The 24718-nt window shown below is 72.6% G+C and carries 18 protein-coding genes; 8 read left to right on the forward strand and 10 right to left on the reverse strand.

The window, feature by feature from the left end; genetic code table 11:
• Window positions 1-65 precede the first annotated feature (65 nt).
• Together ACZ7DY_RS20325 and ACZ7DY_RS20330 are read right to left on the reverse strand one after the other, a co-directional pair.
• Window positions 66-1385, reverse strand: coding sequence for a copper amine oxidase (locus tag ACZ7DY_RS20325; RefSeq protein ID WP_471137180.1), 1320 nt, complete (start codon window positions 1383-1385; stop codon window positions 66-68).
• Between the two features lie 64 nt (window positions 1386-1449).
• On the reverse strand, window positions 1450-2241 hold the full coding sequence (locus tag ACZ7DY_RS20330; protein ID WP_471137182.1) for a Tat pathway signal sequence domain protein: 792 nt from the start codon (window positions 2239-2241) through the stop codon (window positions 1450-1452).
• A gap of 157 nt (window positions 2242-2398) precedes the next feature.
• Here ACZ7DY_RS20330 and glgX point away from each other — a divergent pair, with 157 nt between their 5' ends.
• Complete coding sequence (glgX, locus tag ACZ7DY_RS20335) at window positions 2399-4507, forward strand: glycogen debranching protein GlgX (RefSeq protein WP_471137184.1); 2109 nt, start codon at window positions 2399-2401, stop codon at window positions 4505-4507.
• On the opposite strand, the gene ACZ7DY_RS20340 is transcribed toward glgX, so the two are convergent.
• Window positions 4482-5834, reverse strand: coding sequence for an MFS transporter (locus tag ACZ7DY_RS20340; protein ID WP_471137186.1), 1353 nt, complete (start codon window positions 5832-5834; stop codon window positions 4482-4484). The genes glgX and ACZ7DY_RS20340 overlap by 26 nt on opposite strands.
• A gap of 90 nt (window positions 5835-5924) precedes the next feature.
• On the opposite strand from ACZ7DY_RS20340, the gene treY reads away from it, so the two are divergent.
• The 3 genes from treY to ACZ7DY_RS20355 all read left to right on the forward strand — a co-directional run bounded on the left by treY (window position 5925) and on the right by ACZ7DY_RS20355 (window position 10110).
• The gene (gene treY / locus ACZ7DY_RS20345) at window positions 5925-8360 is read left to right on the forward strand and encodes a malto-oligosyltrehalose synthase (RefSeq protein WP_471137713.1); all 2436 of its coding nucleotides are present in this window, start codon (window positions 5925-5927) and stop codon (window positions 8358-8360) included.
• Window positions 8361-8409: 49 nt separating this feature from the next.
• Window positions 8410-8832, forward strand: a complete 423-nt coding sequence (locus ACZ7DY_RS20350) for an ester cyclase (protein ID WP_471137188.1) — start codon at window positions 8410-8412, stop codon at window positions 8830-8832.
• A 147-nt stretch (window positions 8833-8979) separates the two neighbouring features.
• The gene (locus ACZ7DY_RS20355; protein WP_471137190.1) at window positions 8980-10110 is read left to right on the forward strand and encodes a N(5)-(carboxyethyl)ornithine synthase; all 1131 of its coding nucleotides are present in this window, start codon (window positions 8980-8982) and stop codon (window positions 10108-10110) included.
• A gap of 12 nt (window positions 10111-10122) precedes the next feature.
• Here the strand turns inward: ACZ7DY_RS20355 and ACZ7DY_RS20360 are convergent, their stop codons facing one another.
• Complete coding sequence (locus ACZ7DY_RS20360) at window positions 10123-11223, reverse strand: cytochrome P450 (protein WP_471137192.1); 1101 nt, start codon at window positions 11221-11223, stop codon at window positions 10123-10125.
• 323 nt (window positions 11224-11546) lie between these two features.
• On the opposite strand from ACZ7DY_RS20360, the gene ACZ7DY_RS20365 reads away from it, so the two are divergent.
• Window positions 11547-12794 (forward strand): M14 family zinc carboxypeptidase, encoded by a 1248-nt coding sequence (locus ACZ7DY_RS20365; RefSeq protein ID WP_471137194.1) that lies wholly within the window; start codon window positions 11547-11549, stop codon window positions 12792-12794.
• 37 nt (window positions 12795-12831) lie between these two features.
• Here ACZ7DY_RS20365 and ACZ7DY_RS20370 read toward each other — a convergent pair whose 3' ends face one another.
• Window positions 12832-13383 carry an FHA domain-containing protein gene (locus ACZ7DY_RS20370; protein WP_471137195.1) on the reverse strand — a complete coding sequence of 184 codons (552 nt, stop codon included), beginning with the start codon at window positions 13381-13383 and terminating at the stop codon, window positions 12832-12834.
• 145 nt (window positions 13384-13528) lie between these two features.
• On the opposite strand from ACZ7DY_RS20370, the gene treZ reads away from it, so the two are divergent.
• Window positions 13529-15274, forward strand: a complete 1746-nt coding sequence (gene treZ, locus ACZ7DY_RS20375) for a malto-oligosyltrehalose trehalohydrolase (protein ID WP_471137197.1) — start codon at window positions 13529-13531, stop codon at window positions 15272-15274.
• Window positions 15275-15376: 102 nt separating this feature from the next.
• Window positions 15377-16390, forward strand: coding sequence for an aldo/keto reductase (locus ACZ7DY_RS20380; RefSeq protein ID WP_471137199.1), 1014 nt, complete (start codon window positions 15377-15379; stop codon window positions 16388-16390).
• Between the two features lie 47 nt (window positions 16391-16437).
• Here the strand turns inward: ACZ7DY_RS20380 and ACZ7DY_RS20385 are convergent, their stop codons facing one another.
• The 3 genes from ACZ7DY_RS20385 to ACZ7DY_RS20395 form a co-directional block, all read right to left on the reverse strand.
• A complete protein-coding gene (locus ACZ7DY_RS20385; protein WP_471137201.1) occupies window positions 16438-17586 on the reverse strand; it encodes an aminopeptidase P family protein in 1149 nt (382 codons plus the stop codon).
• 99 nt (window positions 17587-17685) lie between these two features.
• On the reverse strand, window positions 17686-18339 hold the full coding sequence (locus ACZ7DY_RS20390; RefSeq protein ID WP_471137203.1) for a PDZ domain-containing protein: 654 nt from the start codon (window positions 18337-18339) through the stop codon (window positions 17686-17688).
• Window positions 18340-18388: 49 nt separating this feature from the next.
• Window positions 18389-19267, reverse strand: coding sequence for a LysR family transcriptional regulator (locus ACZ7DY_RS20395; RefSeq protein ID WP_471137205.1), 879 nt, complete (start codon window positions 19265-19267; stop codon window positions 18389-18391).
• Window positions 19268-19352: 85 nt separating this feature from the next.
• Between ACZ7DY_RS20395 and ACZ7DY_RS20400 the strand changes: the two genes are divergently transcribed.
• Entirely contained in the window at window positions 19353-20147 is a 795-nt protein-coding gene (locus tag ACZ7DY_RS20400; RefSeq protein ID WP_471137207.1) for a CTP synthase C-terminal region-related (seleno)protein, read from the forward strand.
• Here the strand turns inward: ACZ7DY_RS20400 and phsA are convergent.
• The gene (gene phsA / locus ACZ7DY_RS20405; RefSeq protein WP_471137209.1) at window positions 20144-22057 is read right to left on the reverse strand and encodes an O-aminophenol oxidase PhsA; all 1914 of its coding nucleotides are present in this window, start codon (window positions 22055-22057) and stop codon (window positions 20144-20146) included. The genes ACZ7DY_RS20400 and phsA overlap by 4 nt on opposite strands.
• Before the next feature lie 185 nt (window positions 22058-22242).
• Entirely contained in the window at window positions 22243-24408 is a 2166-nt protein-coding gene (gene cyc2 / locus ACZ7DY_RS20410; protein ID WP_471137210.1) for a germacradienol/geosmin synthase Cyc2, read from the reverse strand.
• Window positions 24409-24718 lie beyond the last annotated feature (310 nt).

Below are 24718 nucleotides of genomic sequence, written 5' to 3' on the forward strand. Positions count from 1 at the left end.
TCAACGATCAAGGAAGGGTACTCCGGGAGCGGCGGGCGGTGCAGCCCGATGGACGGGGTGGATTCTCAACCACCCATCGGCGGACGGCCGTTCTGGTCGGCGAGATCCTGCGGAGTGAGCGGGCTCATAGCGGTGACGTCGCGCGCGGCCAGCGAGAAGCCCTGCCAGTGGACCGGCATCGGCTGCTGGTCCTCGTCACGCGCGATGTGGTGGAAGCCGATGTGCACCCAGGTGACGGGGTGGTCCATCGCCTGGCCGTTCACCCACTTGTCGACGCTGGTCGGCGTGCCGTTGGGGCAGCTGGGGTTGTTGCTCGCGTACTGCTCGCACGCCTTGTACTGGGTGAAGTACACGTCGTGCTTGGTGAATTCCCGCCCGGCGTGCTTGTTGCTGGGGCCGGGCACGATCTCGTAGGACCGCGGGTGGCCGTCCTTGTTCTTGCCGGTATTGCTGACCACGCGCCACCAGCGCATGTCCTTGTGGTCGCCGGTGAGCTCCTTGGTGACCTTGGTGCGGGTGGTCTTGGTGGTGGGGCTGCCGTCGCCGGTGGGCGGGGTGACCTTGGAGTCGTACTGCTCGACCTTGGCCTTCGGGGAGCCGTCCAGGCCGAAGTTGAGCCGCCAGAAGACGTTGTGGGAGTGACTTTCGGCCTTGGCCTGGTCGCCCTTGCCGATGGGCCAGCCGCGGCTGTCGCCGCCGTCGTAGTCGTACGGCGAGAGGCTGCCGGTCGCGCCGACGTTGGAGGTGATGGTGCCGTCCGAGGAGAACCGCCACTCGGTGATGTACTCGTACCAGGACGCCTTGTTGACGGTGTAGACGAGCAGGTCCTTGCCCTGGGCGGAGAAGACCTTGCCCGAGCCGCCGGTCGAGGCGTCGTCGTTCAGGCGGTATGCGTGGCCACGCGCGCGCGTGGTGGCGCACAGGCCCTTCACGTCGCCCCGGTGGGGGACCTTGACGGTCTTGATGGTGCCGCCGGGGCACTCGCCGGGGTTGAGGTTCTGCAGGGCCTGGCCGAAGTCGGTGCCGGTGACGTCGTCGTACTCCGCCTGGCCGTCGTCGTAGGGCACGTGCACCTGGGCGAGGCGTGCGCTGGTGAGCACGGGTATGGGCTTCGGCTCACCCTTCGGCTGGTAGCTGATCTTGTCGAGGATCAGGCCGGAGAGCGTGTTGTAGTGCCAGCACATGCGCCAGGTCGTGCCGCCGTCGACGGTCTGCTCGATCTTGTAGGCGTCACTGCAGTCGGCCGCCGCGGCGGGGGCGGCGGGCGGTGCCTGCGGGGCGGCGGAGGCGGACGGTGCGACGGCCATGGCGCCGCCGAGGAGCGCGGGGACCGCGAGGGCCATGGTGACCCTTTTGCGGGCGCGCGAGACTCTGTTGACGTGCATTGCTGAGTGGACTCCCTCGTGCGAGGAGAAGGTGGCGTGTGGTGTCGTGCGCGGGCGCCCGGCGTCAGCCGAGCCGGCCCACGGTGCGGGTGCTCAGATCGACGACGAGGGACCGGGTGTCGATCCACGGGCCGTTCTTGACCTTGGTGACGACCTGCAGACACCGGTGCTTGCCGCATTCGGTGAGGTCGGACGGCACGCGCTTCACGGTCTCCTTGCGGAAGACCATGCCGCTCAGCTGGAGCTGCCCGGGGCCGGTCAGCGCCTTGCCCGTGGCGTGTTGGAAGTCCTTCTTCAGGCCCTTGCCGAGCGGGTCGGCGATGAGCAGCCTGGCGCCCTCGGCGAGCTCCTCCTGGCTGGGCGGCGGCTGCACGTTCTGCGTGGTGACGATGGCGTCCACCTTGCCGCTCGCCAGGTCGACGGTCTTGGTGATGACCGCGTCCTTCTTGTAGTCGTAGTAGACGACCTCGGCCCGGCGCGGCGGTGCCGCCCCGCTGTCCGACGGCTCGGGCTCGCTGAGGTTCGTGGACAGCAGCTGCGGTCCGCGGTCGCCCTCGACGTCCCGGGCGCTGGAGCGCATCTGGCCCGATACGGATGCCTTCTCGGCCCGTGCTATCTCGGCGTCGGTCAGCGGGTCGCTGCCGACGCCCTTCTCGCCCTCCTCGGGCGCGGCCTCCACGACGCCGTCCTTGGCGATGGCGTTCTGTTCGGCGGCCGCCGCGTTGGCCTGGCGGTCCCCCGAACCGCCCGCCCCCGAGTTCGGCATGTTGACGCCCACCAGCACGGCGGTGCCGGTCGCCACGACCGCGGCGCCCGCCACCATCTTCCCGAGGTGGCGTCTGACTGTCTCTCGCACTTACTCCCCCTACTCCCCTGGCGCCCCCCTTGGGGCATGCCGAGCATGTGGTCAGACGGTTAGACGGACACAACTCCGGGGTGGTTGCCCCACTTTCGGGCAGACTCTGGCCAAAGTGGCCCCGTCTCGAGGGGGCGTGAGTGGAAGAGTCGTATACATGCAGGTCTGGCCTGGGCAGGCGTATCCCTTAGGTGCCACGTATGACGGAGCCGGCACGAATTTCGCGGTCTTCTCCGAGACCGCAGAGCGCGTGGAGCTGTGTCTGCTGCACGACGACGGCTCGGAGACAGCCATCGAGCTGCGCGAGTCCGACGCGTTCGTGCGGCACGCGTATCTGCCCGGCATCATGCCGGGACAGCGCTACGGCTTCCGGGTGCACGGTCCCTACGCACCGGAGCAGGGGCACCGCTGCAACTCCGCGAAGCTACTGCTCGATCCGTACGCGCGCGCGGTCAGCGGGCGCATCGACTGGGGCGAGGAGGTGTACGGCTATCACTTCGATGAGCCCGACAAGCGCAACGACCTGGACTCGGCGCCGCACATGATGACGTCGGTCGTGGTCAACCCGTACTTCGACTGGGGCGACGACCGGCCGCCGCGCACGCCGTACCACGAGACGGTGATCTACGAGGCCCATGTGAAGGGCCTGACGATGCTCCACCCGGAGCTGCCGGACGAGCTGCGCGGGTCGTACGCGGCGCTCGGCCACCCGGCGATCATCGAGCACCTCACCGAGCTGGGCGTCACGGCCCTGGAGCTGATGCCGGTCCACCAGTTCGTCAACGACCACCGCCTGGTGGACATGGGCCTCAACAACTACTGGGGCTACAACACCATCGGCTTCTTCGCCCCGCACAACGCGTACGCCTCCTGGGGCGACCGCGGCGAGCAGGTCCTGGAGTTCAAGCAGGCGGTGAGGGCGCTGCACGAGGCGGGCATCGAGGTCATCCTCGACGTCGTCTACAACCACACGGCCGAGGGCAACCATCTGGGCCCGACCCTCTCGTACAAGGGCCTGGACAACGCCTCGTACTACCGCCTGACGGACGATCCCCGCTACTACATGGACACCACGGGGACCGGCAACTCCCTCCTGATGCGCTCCCCCCACGTGCTCCAGATGATCATGGACTCGCTGCGGTACTGGGTCACGGAGATGCGCGTGGACGGCTTCCGCTTCGACCTCGCGGCCACGCTCGCCCGGCAGTTCCACGAGGTGGACCGGCTCTCGTCCTTCTTCGATCTGGTGCAGCAGGACCCGGTGGTCAGCCAGGTGAAGCTGATCGCCGAGCCCTGGGACGTCGGCGAGGGCGGCTATCAGGTGGGCAACTTCCCGCCGCTGTGGACCGAGTGGAACGGCATGTACCGCGACACGGTGCGCGATCTGTGGCGGGGCGAGCCGCGCACCCTCGCGGAGTTCGCCTCCCGGCTCACCGGCTCCTCCGACCTCTACCAGGACGACGGGCGGCGGCCCCTGGCGTCGATCAACTTCACCACCTGCCACGACGGGTTCACGCTGCACGACCTCGTCTCGTACAACGACAAGCACAACGAGGCCAACGGCGAGAACAACCGGGACGGCGAGAGCCACAACCGCTCCTGGAACTGCGGCGCGGAGGGCGAGACGGACGACGCGGGCGTCCTGGCCCTGCGCGCGCGGCAGATGCGGAACTTCATCGCCACCCTGATGCTCTCGCAGGGCGTGCCGATGCTCAGCCACGGCGACGAGTTCGCGCGCACGCAGGGCGGCAACAACAACGCGTACTGCCAGGACAACGAGGTCGCGTGGGTGCGCTGGCCGGACGGCGAGGACTCCCTGCTCGCCTTCACCCGCACGATGGCGATGCTCCGGCGCGACCACCCGGTCTTCCGCAGGCGCCGCTTCTTCCACGGCCGCCCGGTCCAGGGCACGCGCGACGAACTGTCCGACATCGCCTGGTTCACACCGGAGGGCGAGGAGATGGAGCAGAGCGACTGGGACGCCTCACACGCGCGGGCGCTGAGCGTGTTCATGAACGGCAACGCCATCTCCGAGCCCGGACCGCGCGGAGAACGGATCAGTGACGACTCGTTCCTGCTGCTGTTCAACGCGGCACCGGAACCGACGGAGTTCGTGGTGCCGGTCAATCACGGCAGGCAGTGGCAGATCGTGATCGACACGGCGCTGGAGGACGGGGTGCCGCCGGACGCGGGGCCGAAGGTGCGGGCCGGCGACCGGCTCACACTGGCGGACCGCAGCCTCACGGTGCTGCGGCGTCCGGCGTGACGGCGGCGGCGCGGGGCGGCTGAGCGGGGGTCGCGGCGGGCTCGGAGGTCCCGGTTGGCTCGGCGTGCTCCGTGGGCTCGGCGTGCTCCGTGGCGCCGTGCGGCTCGTCGTGGGCCGGTCGGCGGGGTGTTTCGTGGCGGGCGATCAGCGCCACCACGAACGCCACCGCCGCGGCCGCGCTGCCGAGGGCGAACGCCGCCCCCGCGCCCCGGGACTCCGCGAGCCGCCCGGCCACCGCGAGCGTCACCGCCTGGCCGCCGACGAAGGCGCTCGCCGCGAAGGTCATGCCCTCGGCAAGCCGCTGCGGCGGCACGGCCCGCTCGGTCAGGGCGAACCCCGTGATGAGGTTCGGGGCGTAGATCGCGCCGAAGAAAGTGACCACTACGTAGAGGCCCGTCAGGCTGTCGGTCCATACCAGGGGCAGGGACAGGAGCGTCGCGGCCGCCGTCGCCACGCGCCAGCGGGCGAGCAGTCCGAAGCGCTCGGGCACCGCGGCCATGGAGAGGCCCACCACGGCGCTCATCACCCCCATCGCCGCGTACACCAGCCCTGCCTGCCCCGGCTTCCCCACCTCCTGGGTCAGCGCGGTGATCCCGGCCCCGCAGGCGCCGAGCAGCACGCCCAGGAAGAGCAGCCCGACCCGCACCACGTACACCGAGCGCGGCAGCCGCGGACGCCGGCCACGCGCGCGCGTGCCCCCTTCGGCGGCCGCCCTGGGGGTCCGGCCCGTCGGGTGCAGCGCGAACGCCGTGCCGCAGCCGGCGACCAGGAGCGCGGCGGCCCCGAAGGCGTACGCCGGGTGACCCGCCACGGCGGCGAGGCCGACGAGGGCCGGGCCGAGCACGAAGGAGAGCTCGTCCATGGTGCTCTCCAGGGAGAGCACGGTACCCGCGAGCCGGTCGTCGCCGCCCCTGGCCCGGACCAGCGGCACGACGCGGGCCCTGGCGAGCGGCCCGATGCCCGGGACCGTCGCGCCCGCGAGGGCGCCCAGGGCGACGAGGACGGGCGTCGGCAGGTCCGCGAGCGCGCCCAGGGTGTACGCGGCGATCGCCAGGGCGTTGAGGAGCGAGAAGGCAAGGACGACCGGTCGCTGGCCCCGCCGGTCGGCGAGGCGTCCGACGAACGGCCCCAGCGTCACCTGGCCGAGCGCGAGGGCGCAGGCGACGATCCCGCCCGTCGCCAGCGACCCGCTGGTCTCGGTCACCAGCAGCACGCTGCCGAACTGGATCATGGCCACGGGGAGCCTGCCGAAGAACGAGACGGCCGGCAGCAGCGCCCCCGTCATGTGCAGCACCGTGCGGTACGCGTCCCGCGTGTTCTGAGCCATCGTCCGACGCTAACGACGCGGTGCTCCGTCCGCGCATGAGCGGATGACACGAAAGCCGCCGAGGGGGGTACGTACGTTCACATGACGCGTATGACGCCGGAAGACCCCGGGGCCGCGGTCCCGCCGCCGCCCACCGCCACCTACCGGCTGCAGCTCCAGCCGGACTTCCCCTTCGCGGCCGCCGAGGCCGCCGTCCCCCATCTGGCCTCGCTCGGCGTCTCGCACCTGCACCTGTCGCCGGTGCTCGAGGCGGTCCCCGGTTCGACGCACGGGTACGACGTGGTGGACCACGCGCGCGTGCGGGACGAGCTGGGCGGGGAGGCGGGGCTGCGCGCCCTGTCCCGCACCGCCCGCGCGGCCGGGCTCGGCCTGGTCGTGGACATCGTGCCGAACCACATGGCGGCGGTGCCGCGCCACAACCACGCCCTGTGGGAGGTCCTGCGCGAGGGCCCCGGATCGCCGTACGCGCGCTGGTTCGACATCGACTGGGAGGCGGGCGGCGGACGCGTGCTGCTGCCGGTCCTCGGCGGCAGGCTCGGCGACGAGCTCGGGAAGTTCCGGGTCGACGGGGACACCCTCCACTACCACGAACACGCGTTCCCCCTGCGGGAGGGCACCGCAGGGCTGCCGCTCCCGGAGCTCCTGGACGCGCAGTGGTACCGCCCGGCCTGGTGGCGGCTGGCCCGCACGGAACTCAACTACCGGCGCTTCTTCACCATCTCGGACCTCATCGGAGTGCGCGTCGAGGACCCGGCCGTCTTCGACGCGACGCACGCGACGATCCTGCGGCTGCTCCACGAGGGTGTCGTCGAAGGCCTGCGGATCGACCACCCCGACGGCCTCGCGGACCCCGGGGCGTACCTCCGACGGCTGCACGAGGCGACCGGCGGCCGGTGGACCGTGGTGGAGAAGATCCTCGCCGACGGCGAACACCTGCCCGCCGCCTGGCCCGTGGCCGGCACCACCGGCTACGACGCGCTGCGCCACCTGGACGGCATCTTCGCCGACCCGGCGGGCGCCGGCGAACTGCTCGGCCAGTACCGGCGCTTCGCCGCCGCGCCCGCCGACCGGGGCGGCGACTGGGACGCGACGGTGCGCCGCGCCGCGTACCGGGTCGTCACGCACGAACTGGCCGCCGAGGTCGACCGGCTCACGCGGGTGGCCACCGCGGTCTGCGCGGCCGACCCGGCCCTGCGCGACCACGCGCCGTGGGCGCTGCGCACGGCGCTCAGGGAGCTGCTGGTGCGGCTGCCCGTCTACCGGCCGTACGCCCACGGGGGCGACGCGCCGGAGACGGTCCTCACCCCCCGGGCGGCCGAGGAGGCGCGGGCGGCCTTCACCGTGCCCGAGGAGGCCGGTGCCGTGGACGTCGTACGGGATCTGGCACTGGGCCGGCGGCCGCGGGCCGCGCACGAGCCGCCGGGCCGGGAGGCGCGGGAGGAGTTCCGTGTGCGGTTCGCCCAGACCGCGTCCGCCCTGCGCGCCAAGGCCGTCGAGGACACCGCGTTCTACCGGCACGCGCCGCTCCTGTCGGCGGCGGAGGTGGGTGGCGCGCCCGAGCGTCCGGCGGTGCCGGTGGAGGAGTTCCACGCGTACTGCGCGCGCGTGCAGCGCGACTGGCCCTCTACGGGCACCGTTCTGACGACCCATGACACCAAGCGCAGCGCCGACGTACGGGCGGGCATCTCCGTCCTGACGCAGTGCCCGGGCCGGTGGGCCGACCTCCTGGTGGAGCTGACCGAGCAGACCGCGCGCGTGGGCGGCGCGTCCGCGCCCGACCCGCAGCTGGCGTGGGCCGCCTGGCAGACGGCGGTCGGCTTCGGCCCGCCCGACGACGAGCGGCTGCGCGACGCGCTCCTGAAGCACGTGCGCGAGGCGGGCCTGCACACGAGCTGGACAGAGCCCGACGAGGCGTACGAGAAGGCGGTGGGCGCCTTCGTCGCGGCGGGGCCGTGCGGGCCCCCGCGGGCCGCGGTGGCGGACTTCGCCCGGGAGCTGGCCGGGCATGTACGGGTGAACGTCCTCGGGGCGGCGCTGCTCCAGCTGACGATGCCGGGGGTGCCCGACGTCTACCAGGGCACGGAGGTCGAGTACCGCGCCCTGGTCGATCCGGACAACCGGCATCCCGTGCGCTTCCCCGGGGACGTTCCCAAGCGGCCGGATCTCCGGCAGGCGCACGGGGACCTGTCGGCGGAGAAGCTCTCGCTCACCTCGGCCGCGCTGCGGGTGCGCCGGCGGCGGCCCGAGCTGTTCGGGGCCGCGTCGACGTACGAGCCGCTGACCGCCGAGGGCCCGGGGGCCGGGCACTGCGTGGCGTTCGCGCGCGCCGGTGAGGTCGTGGCGGCGGCGACCCGGCTCTCCCTGCGCCTCGCCGACCGGGGCGGGTGGGGGGAGACGGAGCTGGCGCTGCCCGCGGGCCGGTGGGCCGATCTGCTCGCTCCCGGGCGGGAGTTCGAGGGGCACACGCGCGTGGCGGAGCTCTTCGAGGTGTCACCGGTGGCACTCCTGGAACGGGTCGGCCAGTAGCGCAACTAGGATGCGGTGCCTGAGAATCGATGAGGCGGGGGTTTCAGTGGTGGATCAGAACAAGAAGGTCGTCCTGGGCTTCTTCGAAGCGGTCAGCGACCGTCGGCTCGCGGACCTCGACCTGTTCATGGCACGCGATGTCGTGGACCACAACAAGATCATCCATGGAGAGGCCGACGAGCCGGGCGCCGCGTTCGAGGGTCTACGTCAGCAGTTGGTCGCATTCGAACCGCTCACCGTCCACGCGCACGAATTGATCGGCGAGGGCGACCAGGTGGTCGCTCGCGTCACCCAGCGTGGGGTCCACGGGGGCACCCACCCGCGCATGCCCGAGCCGACGGGCCGCAGCTTCGAGAACGAGGCGATCTGGATCTTCACCCTCACCGAGGGCAAGATCAGCGAGATCCGTGCCGTGAGCGACCGTCTCGGCCTCTTCCTCCAGCTCGGCTGGGAGTGGCCGAAGACGGCGTAGCGATGCGGTGATCGTGCTGGTCGCTTCGTGGCGAACGGCACGTCCCCCGCACGCGGCGAAACACTGCCGGCCAACTCTCCTGCCCCCGGAGTGTGTTAGACAGGCGGTAACCAAAGGGGCACTTTGCAGCAGCTCAAGCTCGGAATCATGTCGCAGACCCGCAAAGAGAACGAGCGTCGTCTGCCGATCCACCCGGCGCACTTCGAACGCATCGACGCCGACCTCCAGCCCAGCATCCATCTGCAGACCGGTTACGGGGAGCGCTTCGGTGTGCCGGACCGGCAGCTCGCGCCCTGGGTCGCCGGATTCCGCTCGCGCGAGGAGCTGATCGCCGAGTGTGACGTCATCCTGCAGGCCAAGCCGATGCACGAGGACCTGACCGAGCTGCGGAAGGGGCAGGTGCTGTGGGGGTGGCCGCACTGCGTGCAGGACGAGAAGGTCACGCAGGCCGCCATCGACCGCGAGCTCACGGTGATCGCCTTCGAGGCGATGAACCACTGGACCAGGAACGGTTCGTTCAACCTGCACGTCTTCCACAAGAACAATGAGCTGGCCGGCTACTCGTCGGTGCTGCATGCCATGCAGCTGACCGGGACGACCGGTGACTACGGGCGTCGGCGGCGCGCGGTGGTGATCGGCTTCGGCGCCACCGCCCGCGGCGCGGTGACCGCGCTCAGCGCGCTGGGCGTCCACGACGTGGACGTACTGACCGCCCGCGGCATAGCTGCCGTCAGCTCACCGATCCACTCGGCGCGCATCGTGCACTTCGACCACGACGCGGCCGACGACACCCTCGACCCACGACGCAGCGTCGTGCTCACGGAGGGCGGGCCTCAGCCGCTGGCCGAGTTCCTCGCCGGGCACGACATCATCGTGAACTGCGTTCTCCAGGACACCGCGGCGCCGCTGATGTTCCTGATAGAGGAGGACCTGCCGAAGCTCGCACCCGGCACCCTCGTCATCGACGTCTCCTGTGACCAGGGCATGGGCTTCGCCTGGGCCCGGCCCACCACCTTCGACGAGCCGATGTTCACCGTCGGCGACCACGTCCACCACTACGCCGTGGACCACAGCCCCTCCTACCTGTGGGACGCCGCCACCTGGGAGAACAGCGAGGCACTGATCCCCTTCCTGCGGACGGTCCTCCAGGGGCCCGAAGGCTGGGACGGTGACCGCACGATTCACCGGGCGATCGAAATCCGCGGCGGCACCGTACAGAACCCCGCGGTCCTGGCCTTCCAGCACCGCGCCGAGCAGTACCCGCACGCCCGGCTCTGAACGCCCACCCCTTCACGCCGGTCGTACGAGCAGGGTCCGCGGCCCGCGCGTCAGAAGCCCCCGGGGCGCCGGCGTGAACCCCGGCGCCCAGCGCATCCCCGGCATGGCGTCGAGCAGGGCGCGCAGGCCGTACTCGGCGACGCCGCCCGCGAGCCGGGCGCCGAGGCAGGAGTGGTGGCCCGCGCCGTGGGCGAGGTGGCCCGCGTCCGCCCGGAGGATGTCGTAGCGGTCGGGGTCGGCGAACCGCGCCGGATCGCGGCCCGCCGCCCCGACCAGACAGGCGACGACCGCCCCCGCGGGCAGCGAGGTGCCCGCGACGACGACCGGGTGGACCGCGCGGCGCAGCACGACGGGTACGGGCGGGTCGCGGCGCAGGGATTCCGCCCAGGCGGCCGGGATCAGCCCGGGGTGCTCGCGGACCAGCGCCCAGCGGCCCGGGTCGGCGAGGAGATTGGCGAAGAACGAGGCGAGCGCCAGCGCGGTGGCATCGCCCCCGCCGCCGAGCAGCGAGCCGACGAGGCCGGCGACGGTCTCGTCCGACAGGGGGCGGCCGCCGATCTCGGCGGTGCACAGCACGGAGAGCAGGTCGTCGCCGGGGCGGGCCCGCCGTCCCGCCAGGTGGGGGCGGAGAGAGGCGTCCAGGTCGTGGTGGTGGCCGCCCAGGTGGGTGAGGCCGCCGCGGCACCACTCCTGGAGGCGCGCGGCGTCTTCGCGGGGCAGGCCCAGGGCGGTGACGACCGCGGCTGCCGGCAGCCACCGGCAGAACTCGGCGACGAGGTCGGCCTCGTGGCGCGCGGCGATGCGGTGGGCCAGGACGTGGGCGGTGCGCGTGGCGCCGGCCGCCAGGGCGACCAGGGCGCGGCCGCGCAGCCCCGGCTCGACCAGCGCGCGGTGGGCGTCGTGGGTGGCGCCCTCCATGTGGGCGAGGGTCCGCCCCGGCGGCAGCGCGACGAGCCGCGGGGACGCCAGGGCGTCGCGCACGTCCCCGTACCGGCTCACCAGCCAGGCGCCGAGGAGTTCGTCGCGTACGAGGGGGTGGTGCTCGCGGAGCGTGCGGAAGGCGGGGTACGGGTTCCGGGCGACCTCGGGCGAGGCGAGGCTCGGCGGCGGCACCCGGCGCCGACCGGCGCGCGGGGCGGGCGCGGGCCCGCCGGCATGCTCCGAAAGGGCCGCGGACGAGGACCCGGCGGCCGGTATCGGACCGTCGGGCGGAACGGGGAGGCAGCGCACCGCGGCTCCGACCTGTGCGTCGGCGCGGCGAGCGGCCGCGCGGGTGTGACCAGCCGACCACCGCCCGGCCTCCGCCGCAGGCCGCGTACGGCCGTACGGGTGATGTCGCACCCGGCACCGCGCCCCCAGGCGTCCTTGACACCACTCCGGGCACGTGGCGTACTGCGATTGCCTCAGTGGAGGACCGGACGGGGGGCCAACCGGCGGTGCAGCACTACCCAAGTGTTCCTGAACTTGTTCTTTCCGCCCGCCAGTTGGCGGCCCACCGCCCCGAACTGACCACGCTGCGCCAGGTCGGCGTCTCGCGCGCGGGCCGGCCGCTGCACCTGCTCTCCGTGGGCCACTCCGCGCGCGCGGTCCTCGTGGTCGCGGGGGCGCACGCCAACGAGCCGACCGGCGGCTCCACCCTCCTGCACCTCGCCGAACAGGCCCTGCGCGACCGGCGGCTGCGCGCCGACACCGCGTGGCACTTCCTGCTCTGCGCGGACCCCGACGGCGCGAGCCTGCACCGCACGCCGGCCCCCCGCACGCTCCTGGACTACCACAGGAACTTCTTCCGCCCCGCGGGCCCCGAACAGCCCGAGTGGTCGCCGTCCGTGCTGCCGCCCGACCGGCTGCCGCCCGAGACGCGCGCCCTGAACGGCGTCATCGACGAGGTGCGGCCCTACCTCCAGGTGTCCTTGCACGGCACCGATCTGGGCGGCAGCTGGGTGCAGCTGACGAAGGACATCCCCGGTCTCGCCGAACCCTTCGGCAAGTCGGCGGCGGAGCTGCACATACCGGTGGAGACGGGGGCGTCGGACGCGGCGGGGTGGCGGGTCTCGGGGCCCGGGGTCCACGTGCTTCCGGGCCCGGGCGCCGAGGCCGCGTACCCGAGCCTGCCCGAGGACGCCCGGCTCACCACCTGGCACCGCACCCACCGCTACGGCGGGCGCACCGCGATCGTCGAGGTGCCGATGTGGGCGAGCGACCTGGTCGACGATCCGGCGAGGCATCCGGCGCCGGTACGGGCGATGCGGGTGCTGGCGCGGCGCCTGCGGCGGGACGCGCGGCTCGTCGAGGAGATCCTCACCGAGGCGCTGCCGCGGCTGCCGGGCGCCGACGGGCCGCTGCTGAGGGCGGCGCGCTGGGCGCTTGCCCTCGCACCCGGCCTCGCCGACGACTGGCGGCGGCTGCCGCCCGCGGGCGACTCCATGGCGTACATCGGGAGCGTCGACGCTTTCGGCAGGCGGTTGCCGCTGCGGGCGGCGGCGATGCTGCTGCGGGTCCTGGACGAGGCGGGCGACCGGGCGGCGCCCCGGCTGGAGCGGCTGGTGACGCAGTGGAGCGAGGCGTTCGCCGAGCGGTTCCGGGCGCGTTGGGTGCCACTGGAGCACCAGGTGAAACACCAGTCGCGCACGACGGTCGCGGCCGCGTGGCACGCGCGGGTGGCGTCCGGCGAGGACCGCGATTGAGACACGGCGCGGTTGTCAGCCCTCGGTGGCGAGGGCGTCAGCTCGTGGCGAGGCGGAAGGCCATCCGGCCGAAGCTGACCATGTCGCCGTCCTGGACGAGGGCGGCGCCGGTCACCCTGCGGCCGTTGACGGAGGTGCCATTGGTGGAGCCGAGGTCGCGCAGCACCCACATGCCGCCCTGCCGGCGCAGTTCGGCGTGGACCCGGGAGACCGTGTCGTGGCTGAGGCGCAGGCCGTTGGCGGGGTCGCGGCCGATGCGCAGCGGGTGGGGGTTGTCGGGTGAGGGCAGCAGCAGCTTCGGCAGCCGCTCGGCCTGCCAGGCCCTGCGCAGCTTCATCGTGAACCCGGAGACCGCCCCGACGCCGTCGAGCAGCCGGCGCGTCCAGCGGCCCTCGGTGCGCAGGTCAGCGGTGAGCACGGCGAGTTCCTCCGGCCTGCGGGCGGCGAGCGCGAGCTCCATGCGGCGCACGAACGTGTCGTGGGAGAGCCTGCCGACGGCCGCACCCTCCTTGAGTGCGTCCAGCGCCCGGTCGCGCTCCGCGTCCGTCACCCGCGCGGGGTACGTGGAGAACTCGAAAGAGGAGGTCACCAGGAGATTGTCGGGCAACCGCACCACAGGTGTCCAGAACGGCCGCGACGGTCGGCCGATCGGTGGCTTCCCGCCACGACAGGAGGGTTTCTGACGCACCATGGACCACACGGTGTGACGGACAGCGGACGAAGGGGAACCGTCGGTGAGGTTCGAAGTGTGGGCGCTGGAGGCCGAGCGGGTCGAGCTGGAGTGCGGGGGTGCCACGCGCGCGCTGGAGCGCGACGCGGACCGCGCGGGATGGTGGTCGGGAGAGGCGCCGGCCGAGGACGGGGAGCGTTACGGCTTCTCCCTCGACGGGGGCCCCGTCCTGCCCGACCCGCGCTCACGGCGCCAGCCGGACGGCCCCGACGGACGGAGCGCCGTCGTCGACCACGACCGGTACGCGTGGCGCACGCCGTGGCCGGGGCGCGGGGTGCGGGACGCGGTCCTGTACGAGCTGCACGTGGGGACGTACACACGCGAGGGCACGCTGGACGCGGCGGCGGGCCGGCTGGCCCACCTGGCGGAGCTCGGCGTCACCCATGTGGAACTGATGCCGCTGTGCCCCTTCCCCGGCCGGCACGGGTGGGGGTACGAGGGCGTGTCGCTGTGGGCGGTGCACGAACCGTACGGCGGCCCGCAGGCGCTGAAACGATTTGTCGACGCGGCGCACGCGCACGGCCTCGGTGTCGTCCTGGACGTCGTCCACAACCACCTCGGCCCGTCGGGCAATTACCTGCCGGCTTTCGGCCCCTACTTCACGGAGACCCACCAGACGCCCTGGGGGGCCGCGGTCAACCTGGACGCGCCCGGTTCGGACGAGGTCCGCGCGTATCTGATCGGCAGCGCCCTCGCCTGGCTGCGCGACTACCGCATCGACGGACTGCGGCTCGACGCGGTGCACGCGCTGCGGGACACGCGCGCGTGCCACTTCCTGGAGGAACTCTCCGCGGCCGTCGACTCCCTGTCCGAGGAGCTCGGCAGGCCGCTCTCCCTGATCGCCGAGTCCGACCTCGGCGATCCGCGGACGGTCACCCCGCGCGCGGGGGGCGGCCTCGGTCTGCACGCGCAGTGGAACGACGATTTCCATCACGCCCTGCACACGGCGCTCACCGGCGAATCGCAGGGCTATTACGCGGACTTCGCGCGGGCCCCGCTCGCCGCGCTCGCCAAGACGCTGACCCACGGCTTCTTCCACGACGGGACGTACTCGACCTTCCGCGGCCGGGGCCACGGGCGGCCCGTGGACCGCGCACGGACCCCCGCGTACCGGTTCCTGGGCTACAGCCAGACCCACGACCAGGTCGGCAACCGCGCCCAGGGGGACCGCCTTTCGGCCACCCTCTCCCCCGGCCTGCTCGCCTGCGCGGCCGCCCTCACCCTCACGAGCCCCTTCACCCCGATGCTGTTCATGGGCGAGGAGTGGGGCGCCGCCACACCGTGGCAGTTCTTCACCGACCACACCGATCCGGAGCTCGCCGAGGCCGTACGCCGGGGCAGGCGCCGGGAGTTCGCGACGCACGGGTGGGCCGAGGAGGACATCCCCGACCCGCAGGACCACGCCACCCGCGACCGCTCCTGCCTCGACTGGTCCGAACCGTCGCGGGGCCACCACGCCCGGCTCCTCGCCTGGTACCGCGAGCTGATCGCGCTGCGCCGCACCCGCGGCGACCTCACCGACCCGGACCTCGCCGCGGTGCGGGTCGCGTACGACGAGGGCGCCCGGTGGTTCGCGTTCCGGCGCGGGGACCTGCGGATCGCGGTGAACTTCGGCAAGGAGCCCGTCGTCGTACCGTTGGACGGGCGCCACGCGCGCGTGCTGGCCGCCTGGGAGCCCGTCGCCGCGCCCGGCACGGACGGGGTCGTGCGCCTGCCCGCCGAGTCGTGCGTGATCCTGGCCACCGCGTGACGGGCCGCCCGGCGCGCGGGTCGGCGCGCGGGTCGGCGCGGACCGGCGGGCGGGGCCGTACGTATTATCCGGCGTGAGTGAGCCATCCCGAGGAGTCGGATCATGAAGCAACGTTTCCTGGGCCGGACCGGCCTGCGCGTCAGCGAACTCTGCTTCGGCGCCATGATGTTCGGCAGCGGCGCGGACGAGGCGACCTCGCACCGGATGCTGGACGCGTTCACGGAGGCCGGCGGCACGTTCATCGACACGGCCGACATGTACGGGCGCGGGGTGTCCGAGGAGATCCTCGGCCGCTGGCTCAAGGGCCGCCGCAGGGACGAACTCGTCGTGGCCACCAAGGTGTTCGCGACGATGAGCGACGGACCGAACGCCGGCGGCCTGAGCCGCAAGAACCTCCTGTCGGCGGTCGAGGCGAGCCTGCGGCGGCTCGGCACCGACTACATCGACCTCTACCAGACGCACGTGTGGGACGCGACGACGCCCGTCGAGGAGACCCTGTCCACCCTGGACACCCTCGTGAAGGCCGGAAAGGTCCGCTATCTGGGGGCGAGCAACCACTCCGGGGCACAGTTGCAAAAGGCGCTCGACGTGGCGCGGGCCCACGACTGGGAGCCGTACTCCTGTCTGCAGCCGCTCTACAACCTCCTCGCCCGCGAGGCCGAGTGGGAGCTGCTGCCGCTCAGCGAGGCGGAAGGCGTCGGCGTCATCCCGTACAGCCCGCTCCAGGGAGGCTGGCTCTCCGGCAAGTTCCGGCGCGGGATGGCCGCGCCGCCCGAGGGGGCGCGGGGCGCGGGGACGTGGCGGGAGCGCGCCACCGAGGAGACGTGGCGGGTCGTCGACGCCGTCCTGGAGATCGCCGAGGAGACCGGGCGCACGCCGGCCCAGGTGGCCCTGCGCTGGCTCCTCCAGCGGCCGGGGGTGACCGCGCCCATCGTGGGGGCGCGCTCCGTCGAGCAGCTCACCGACAACCTGGGCTCGGTGGGCTGGGAGTTGACGCCCGGGCAGGTGGAGCGGCTGACGACGGCGAGCGCGCGCCCGCTGCCCTACCCGTACGACGTCCTGGCGAACTACCCGGGCCGCGAGCCGCGCGACGGCCCGCGCACCGAATACGCCTGAGGGGCCGTCACTTCATATTTTTGGCGGGGTCGTTCGGTGTGCTGGGGTCAGTCGACGATCGCCATCTCGCGGGCGGTGGTGTTCAGCCGCCGACCGCCGTCCTCGGTCACCGTCACGATGTCCTCGATGCGCACCCCGAACCGGCCCGGCAGGTAGATGCCGGGCTCCACGGAGAAGCACATGCCCGGCACGAGCGGCTGCTCCTCGCCCTCGATCATGTAGGGCGGTTCGTGCGTGGTGACGCCGATGCCGTGGCCGGTGCGGTGGATGAAGTACTCGCCGTAGCCGAACTCGGTGATCACCGCGCGGGCCGCGCGGTCGACCTCCTGGCAGGCGACGCCGGGCCGCACCGCCGCGCAACCGGCCGCCTGCGCCTCGCGCACCACGTCGTGGACGCGCCGCTCCTCGGCGGTCGGCTCCCCGACGTGGACCGTGCGGGAGGTGTCCGAGCCGTAGCCGTGCAGCAGGCCGCCGAAGTCGAGGACGACCATGTCCCCGCGTTCGATGACGCGCTCACCCGCCTCGTGGTGCGGGTTGGCGCCGTTGGGGCCCGAGCCGACGACCGTGAAGTCGACCTGCGAGTGCCCGAACTGCCGCAGCAGGTCCGCGAGATCGGCGGCGACGTCGCTCTCCCTGCGGCCCGCGAAGGAGACCTTCTGGATCTCCTCGTACGTGGCGTCGGCCGCCGCGCCCGCGGCCGCGAGGCGCTCGAGCTCGGCGGCGTCCTTGACCGCGCGGAGCATCGGCAGGCCCTCGGTGAGCGACACGTACGACGTGCCGGGCAGCACCTGTTGGAAGCCGAGCAGATGCATCGCCCAGGCGTTGTCGCTCACTCCGAAGCGACCGGTCGCGTCCAGGAGGGGGGCGGTGATGGCGTACGGGTCCTTGCCGTCGGTCCAGTCGCGCAGGGTGAGCGCGGACGCTCCGGCGACGCGCTCGGCGTCGGGGGCCTCCAGGGTGGGCACGACGAGGACGGGTTCCTGTCCGGGCGCGATCACCAGGAGGGTCAGGCGCTCGGTCGCCGCGGTCGGCTGGTAGCCGGTGAGCCACACGAGGTCGGGGCCCGGGGCGACGAGGACGCCCGCCAGACCGGCGTCGGCGGCGGCCTGCGCGGCGCGTTCCATGCGGGCCTTGTAGTCGTCGGCGGTGAAGGGCGTGGGGGTGGGCGCGGACGCGGGCGAGGGCGCGGTGCTCATGGAGACCTCCTGTTGGCTACGCCTGCATCTTGCCTGCACCCGGGGGCGACCGCGAGCCTGTATTGGGGGGGTGGGGGGGGCAGGTCAGGTCAGGTCAGGTCAGGTCACGATGCCCGGTCGGATCGACAGGGCCTGGCGGGTGCCGCCGTGGTGGCGGACCGTCAGGGTCACCTGCCTGCCGGGGCGCGCGGCGCCGACGAACCGTGCGAGTTCGGCCGCCGAGTCGATGCGCCGCCTGCCGAACAGGACCAGGGTGTCGCCGCGCACCAGCCCCGCGGTGTAGCCAGGGCCGGGGACATGCACCCCAACGAGGAGCGCGCCCGCGCCTCCGGGCGCGTCGATGGCCTCGACGCCGAGGGTGGCGGTCGGGGCCGGGGCTGGGGCCAGCGGCTTGGGAGCCGGGGCGAGGGTGGGAGCGGGAGCAGGGGCGTGGGCGGGGGCGCCGGGTGGTTTCGCTCCGGGGGCGCCGCCACCGGAGCGCGATGCCGCCTTCTGCATGTCCGCGAGTTTGCTCATGCCGACGACGGTCGCGCCGACCGTGCCGAGTCCGACTCCGCAGAGCAGGAGGACCAGCGCGCAGACCACCCCGAACAGCAGGGTCGTCAGACGCCTCCCCCGGCGTCGCGCGGCATGCGGCCGGCGGCTCTTCTTCGTACGGGAGAACCATCCCGGGCGTTTTCCGGGGGCCGGGCCCGGGGTCTGGCCGGGGTGCCGGCCCGGCATCGGCTTGGGACGCAACGTGGTCTGATCCATGGCTCGCCTCCGGCCACAGCTCTACCCGGAGTGACCCCGCGCCGACGCCTCACGAACGGGTGACGTCCAGCTGTGCGGTCAGCGCCGCCGCGGCTCCGCTCAGGGCGCCCGTGTGCAGCAGTTCGGTGCGGTGCACGACACGGGGTGCCGTCAGCGGCACGGCGACGGTGCCCCGGCCCCGCGTCTCTTCGGCCACCGTCCGCGGCAGCAGGGTGAGACCGTGGCCCGCGGCGGCCAGCGCGGCGAGGGTGCGCAGGTCCGTGCCGTCGCAGCGCAGCGCGGGCCGGAACCCCGATGTGCCGTTGGCCGTACGGAGTTGGGCCAGGGGCAGGCCGGTGCCCGGGGCGTCGAGCCAGCGGGCGTCGACGAGGTCGCCGAGGCGCAGTCCCGCACGGCGGGCCAGCGGATGCCCCTCGGGGAGCAGCACGGAGACCGCTTCCTCGGCGATGCCGCGCGCGGTCAGCGGCGCGACGTCGGGCAGGCGCAGGGGGTCGCTGGGGGCGGCGAGTCCGTCGACGAGGCCGAGGTCGGCGGCGCCGCTCGCGACGGCGGCGGGTATCTCGTCGCGGGGCAGCACGGACAGGGTGACGCCCGCCGGGGGCAGGGACCTGAGCGTACGCGGGGAGAGCGCGGTCGGCGCGGCCGCGAGCGTCAGTCCCTGCTCGCCGTCGACGGCCGCCATGCGGACGACCTCGGCGCGGGCGGCGTCCAGGCGCAGCAGCAAGGGGCCCGCGTGTTCGAGGAGACGGGCGCCGGCCGGGGTGGGCGCGACCGGGCGGCGGGTCAGCAGGGGTGCGCCGAGGTCCTGCTCCAGGGCGGCGATGTGCTGGGAGACGGCGGACTGGGTGTAGCCGAGCTGCCGTGCGGCCTCGGAGAACGAGGCGAGGCGGGCCACCGTCACATAGGTGCGCAGGAGATGCGGGTCCATGCGGCAAGGATGACCTGCGCCATCAGAGACGCTTATGGAGGGTGCAGATTTCGTCGTTGGACGTGATCTGGGGAGCGCGCCCAGGATGAACGGCATGCAGACTCACGCCGCCACCGAAGCCGTCGGCCACGCCGCCACCTTCGACACCGCCGATGCCCCGCAGGGTTCCCGCACCGCCCGTATCGCCCTGGTCGGTGACCGCTCGCCGAACGTCGTCTCCCACACCCGGATCCCTCTCCTCCTGGAAGCCCTCGCGGTCCGCGACCGCCTCGTCCTCGACGCGTACTGGATCCCGACCGAGGACGCCGAGGAGCCGGACGCGGTGCGCGGTTTCGACGCGGTGTGGGTGCTGCCGGGCAGCCCCTACCGCAGCGAGGCGGGCGTGCTGGCCGCGATCCGCACGGCGCGCGAGGACGGCGTGCCCTTCCTCGGCACGTGCGGCGGCTTCCAGCACACGCTGCTCGAGTACGCGCGGAACGTGTGCGGCCTCGCCGATGCCGCGCACGCCGAGAACGACCCTGACGCCGACGCCGACGATCTGGTCATCGCCCCCCTGGCCTGCTCGCTCGTCGGGCACGAGGGCACGGTGACGGTCGCCCCCGGCTCGCTCGCGGAGTCGGTGCTCGGCGCCGACCGGACCCTGGAGCGCTACCACTGCTCCTACGGACCGAGCGCGCACCTCGACACGCTGCTCGCCCACGGGCTGCGCTTCAGCGGCGCCGACGAGGCGGGCCGGCCCCGGATCGCCGAACTCCCCGGCCACCCCTTCTTCCTGGCCACCCTCTTCCAGCCGGAACTGGCCGGTGACGGCTCGCGGCCGCACCCGATCGTGCGGGCGCTGGCCCGAGCCGCCGTACGCCACGCGTGCGTGCCCGCCTAGGGCGTGTCCTGGCCCGGGTGACCCTCGTGGCCGTCGTGGCCGCCGTGCCCCGCGCCGTGGTCGAACTTCATGGCCTCCGCCGGCATCACCACGAAGGGCCGCATCATCCCCATGTCCTCGTGCTCCAGGAAGTGGCAGTGGTACATGAAGCGGCCGTACGCGCCGTCGAACCGGCCCATGATGCGCACCAGCTGGCCGCCGGGGACCCGGTAGACGTCCTTCCAGCCGCGCTCGTTCGGTGCCGTCGGTATCGGTCGCCCCGGGTCGAAGGCGATGGGGGCGCGGGTGCCGCCGATGGTGACGTCGAAGCCCGAGACGTCGTACGCGTCGCGGCCGAGGAGCTGGAAGTCGGCCAGGTGGATGTGCATGGGGTGGGTCACCGGCGGGTTCACCGCGAGGTTGAGGAAGCTCCACTGCTCGTGGCTGCCCTCCGCGATGGTGATGCCGAGGCCGTCGTTGAAGGTGCGGGCGATCCGGCGGTACGTCTTGACCCTGCCGTCCTCGCCGCGGACCTGGATGATCCCCTCGGTGGGGATCTGGATGTCGCCCGGCTCCGGGACCTCGGCCATCTCCCAGATCTCGGGGTGCCCGCCGCCGCCCTTCGTGACGGGCGGGGTCAGCACGATCATCCGGTGGCCGTGCGCGACGTCGTGCGTGAGAGGCCGGAACGAACCCGAGAGGATCTCCGGCAGTTCGAAGGTGTCCGGCTCGGCCCACTCGCCGACCCGGAACTCCATCACCTGCGGATAGCGCACGTCGTTCGCCACGTCGGGCTCGCCCGGCGCACCGTCCCGCCCCTTGTTGACCAGGCGCAGCCGCTGTCCGGCGAGCTCCCTGAAGTCGATGAGCAGGTCCATGCGCTCGGCAGGCGCCACGGTGAGCGTGGGCAGCGCCCCGTCGAAGTCGACCGGCACGGGGCGCGGCAGGAGTCCTCCGTCGCTGCCGATCTGGTGGAGGACGCCCCGGACGGGGTTGTCGTCCTCGTCGATCAGGACGAGGTCGTAGATGCGTGCGTTCGACGCGTTGACCAGGCGGAAGCGGTACCAGGCCGGGTCCACGTCGGCGTACGGCCAGATACGGCCGTTGACCGTGGTGTACGGGCCGAGGAAGGGCAGGGTGACGGGCTTGCCGGTCTCGGGGTTCTTCGGGTCGATGATCGTGGTCTTGTGGAGCAGGCGGCCGTTCAGCCGGCCGTCGTGCTCGTCCGTGTCGAGGTTGCGGTCGGCGATGATGAGGGGGATCTCGCGGTCTCCGCACGGGAGTTGCAGCGCGTCCTCTTCGTCGTCGCGGACGAGGTAGGTGCCGTAGAGGCCGGACATCACGTTCCACCGGGTGATGTTCATGGCGTGGTCGTGGTACCACCACTGGACGGCCTGGTGGTCGTTCGGATATTCGGAGAGCTGGGCGTCGCCGTATCCCACGGCGTTGTCCGTCCAGCCGTCGTTGCCGCCGCCCGTCTGCGCGCCGTGCAGGTGCGTGACCGTCCAGGCGGGCAGTGCCGCCACGTCCTTGTTCGGTGCGACGCCCGCGCGGCCCGGCTTGGTGCCGGGCGGGTCCGTCCGCGGGTCGCCGCGCGGGACCTCGACGGCGGTGACGGGATACTCGCCGCGCGGTATGCGGTTGGTCCAGGCGATGCGGATCCGCTGTCCGCGCCGGACCTCGATGGTGGGTCCGGGCACCGAGCCGTCATACCCCCACATCAGGGTCGGCGGCAGCTGCGGGTGCAGCCGGATCCAGGTCGGCCGCAGGGCGATCTCCGTCTCCTCGCGCACGTCCGCGGAGCAGGGCCGCAGGATCGGCGGGACGGTCAACGGCGCGACGAACGGCGTCAGTTCACCGTCGGCGGGCCTCTCCTTCTCCGCTCCTTCATGTGCGCGCCGGTCCGTGACGCGCTCAATGATGTCGGTCATGGTCGAACACCCCCGTGTTCTTTCCCCCGTGTCGCGGCCGTCGCCGACCGCCTTCACTCATGAAGACTCCCGGCGCACCCGTGCAGTTCCGCGAATCCTGCATTCCGGATCAAATAGCCCGAAGGGGGCACTCCGGTTCGCCCGGTGGAGCCCCCTCCCGGGTGCCCGGAACGGCGGTTCGTGGGTCAGCTGAGGCCGGCCACGGCGGGCGCCCGCGGCACCAGGTCGGGCACGAAGCCGTGCGCGCGCCGGGCCAGGTCGTCGGCGCCGTAACGGCGACAGCCACGATGCCAGTTGACGATGCCCGCCAGCCAGTTCCGCAGATCGTCGACGTAACCGTCCATGGCCGCACGCCCCTCGCCGGACAGCTCGAAGTCGGCGTACAGGGCCGGGAATTCATGCGCGACGACGTGCTCGAACTGTTCCATCCGCCGGGTCGTCAGGTCGTGGATGACGCGCAGGGCCGCGGGATAGTCGCAGCCGAAGAAGTTCTGCACCACCAGGATGCCGTTGTGGATCTCGCCCTCGTACTCGATCTCCTTCTGGTACGAGAAGATGTCGTTCACGAGCATGGCGTAGTCGATGGCCGCGTTCTCCAGGGAGCGGACAGGTCCGCTCCGGTAGATGTCCGGCGGCACGGCCGGGCCGTGGCCCATCCGGCACAGGCTCATGGTGAGGTCGGAGCCGAAGGTGGCGCGGCGCATCTCCAGGTAGTCCACCGGGTCGGGGATGCGGTTGTGCAGTTGGTTGAAGACCTCCCACACCCAGCTCTCCACCATGATCGTCACGGCGTGCCGCAGGGACTGCCGCTGCTCGCCGGTCATGTCGCGGGTCGTGCGCGCCCACAGGTCGACGAGGCCGCGCTCCATCGCGTTCTCGGGCACCTGGGTCGGCTCGCCCTCCAGGGACAGGCAGGCGACGAGGCGCTGGGTGCACAGCTTCGCGGCGGCGAGGTCGCGGCGGTGGCCGAAGACCAGCGGGTAGTAGTCGTCGCCGTACGTGCCCCAGGCCAGCCACTGCGCGCTGAGGTCGAGGGCCTCCTGGGTGCCGTCCGGGTCGATCCCGGCGGAACACAGCGGGAGGTCGTACGCCGCGAGTTTGTCCTCGTCCCAGACGCCCTCGGACAGCACCCCCATCGCCCGCGCCCAGCCGGTGAGCCGCTGCCGCGCGGTCTCCAGGCCGGGATTGATCCGCAGCGGGAACGGCTGGTGGAGCTCGGGGATCCGCGAGGGCCCCACCTTCTGGAACGGCACGTGCGTGAAGGCCCGCAGGCGCTCCGCACCGGCGGCGGCGAGCAGCGTGCCCACGTCGGTGCCGGACGTGCCGAGGCCGGTGGGCCCGGCGAGCGGCGAGGCGGTGAGCGCGCCCTCGTTCATGTACCGGCTGGAGCGCAGGTGCCACTCGTGGCCGCCCGACTGCCAGTCCTGGAGTCCACGGGTGTACGCAGCGATCGCCGCGAGCTCGGGCGGCGTGAGGCCCTTCTCCAGGGCGAGCGCGGGCACTTCGGTGACCGCCGTGTGCTCGAACTGGTGCAGCCGCGACGTCAGCACGTCGTTGACCATGTCGGCCGCTTCCTGCGTCGTACAGCCGAAGAAGGTCTCCAGGACGAGCACGCCGTTGCTGAGCTCGCCCTCGTCCTGGACCTCCCGCTGGTACGAGAAGAGGTCGTTGCGCAGGTGCACGCCGTCGGCGAACGTCTCCATGAGCACACGCAGCGGCCTCGACCCGGCGACGGCGGCGGGCACCTCGGCCGTCGCGTACTCGATGAGCCCCGCCGACCAGGGGGCGCCGCCCACCTTGCGGCGCATCTCGATGTACTCGACGGGGTTGGCGATCCGCCCGCTGTTGATGTTGGACAGCTCCCACATCGACTCGTTGAGGAGATGCTCCGTCGACTCCGCGAAGCGGCGCCGCCACTCGACGGACATGGCCGGCACGGTGCGCGCCCACAGGTCGGCGAGGCCCGCCTCGACGGGGTTCCGCGGCTCGGGCACCGGGGTGGAGAGGTCCATCGGCATGAACAGGGGCAGACGGTCCAGGTGGGCCTTTCCCGCCTTGCTGTCCTGCGTGCGTTTGTACGTGTCCAGGAAGTGGTCGTCGAAGAAGAAGACCCATACGTACCAGTCGGTGATCAGCGACAGCGCCGGGCCGTCGCAGTCCGGATGCGTGTACGCGCACAACAGACCGTAGTCGTGCGCGTCGAGGTCGCTCTGCTCCCAGATGCCGGAACCTTCCAGCATGCCCATGTCCCGCGCCCACCGCGCGGAGTGCGCCCGCGCCTCGTCCAGGTGGGGATTGAGGCGGGCGGTGTACGGCATGTAGAAGTGCGGCAGTTCGAACGGCTGCGTCATGGCCCGGCCCTACCCGGGGCGCCCACCTGCCATCCGGGGCAGGGCACATGATCGCACCATCGCGTGAATCGGGGGCGTGTGGGGGGTGGTGGGGGCGTGCGGGGGGAAGGGGGGCGCGGGTGGGGGGTGGGTGCGGCTTCGTGGCTTCGGGGCTTCGTGGCTTCGTGGGGCCGGGGGCGCGGGGCCGGGGGCGCGGGTCCCTAGTCGTTGGCCGGGTCCCGAGTCGATGGCCCAGGTCCATCCACCGAATCGCCGGTTTCCCCGCGTACGCGGGACCCGCGCCTCTAGGCTGCCGTTCACGTCCCCGGAA

The sequence above is a fragment of the Streptomyces sp. NPDC037013 genome (assembly GCF_055607265.1).

Bases quoted from the DNA above. Each gene is read 5' to 3' on its own strand.
- ACZ7DY_RS20325 (WP_471137180.1), bottom strand. From the start codon at position 1,385: ATGCACGTCAACAGAGTCTCGCGCGCCCGCAAAAGGGTCACCATGGCC.
- glgX (WP_471137184.1), top strand. From the start codon at position 2,399: ATGCAGGTCTGGCCTGGGCAGGCGTATCCCTTAGGTGCCACGTATGAC.
- ACZ7DY_RS20340 (WP_471137186.1), bottom strand. From the start codon at position 5,834: ATGGCTCAGAACACGCGGGACGCGTACCGCACGGTGCTGCACATGACG.
- treY (WP_471137713.1), top strand. From the start codon at position 5,925: ATGACGCCGGAAGACCCCGGGGCCGCGGTCCCGCCGCCGCCCACCGCC.
- ACZ7DY_RS20355 (WP_471137190.1), top strand. From the start codon at position 8,980: ATGTCGCAGACCCGCAAAGAGAACGAGCGTCGTCTGCCGATCCACCCG.
- ACZ7DY_RS20380 (WP_471137199.1), top strand. From the start codon at position 15,377: ATGAAGCAACGTTTCCTGGGCCGGACCGGCCTGCGCGTCAGCGAACTC.
- ACZ7DY_RS20385 (WP_471137201.1), bottom strand. From the start codon at position 17,586: ATGAGCACCGCGCCCTCGCCCGCGTCCGCGCCCACCCCCACGCCCTTC.
- ACZ7DY_RS20390 (WP_471137203.1), bottom strand. From the start codon at position 18,339: ATGGATCAGACCACGTTGCGTCCCAAGCCGATGCCGGGCCGGCACCCC.
- ACZ7DY_RS20395 (WP_471137205.1), bottom strand. From the start codon at position 19,267: ATGGACCCGCATCTCCTGCGCACCTATGTGACGGTGGCCCGCCTCGCC.
- ACZ7DY_RS20400 (WP_471137207.1), top strand. From the start codon at position 19,353: ATGAACGGCATGCAGACTCACGCCGCCACCGAAGCCGTCGGCCACGCC.
- phsA (WP_471137209.1), bottom strand. From the start codon at position 22,057: ATGACCGACATCATTGAGCGCGTCACGGACCGGCGCGCACATGAAGGA.
- cyc2 (WP_471137210.1), bottom strand. From the start codon at position 24,408: ATGACGCAGCCGTTCGAACTGCCGCACTTCTACATGCCGTACACCGCC.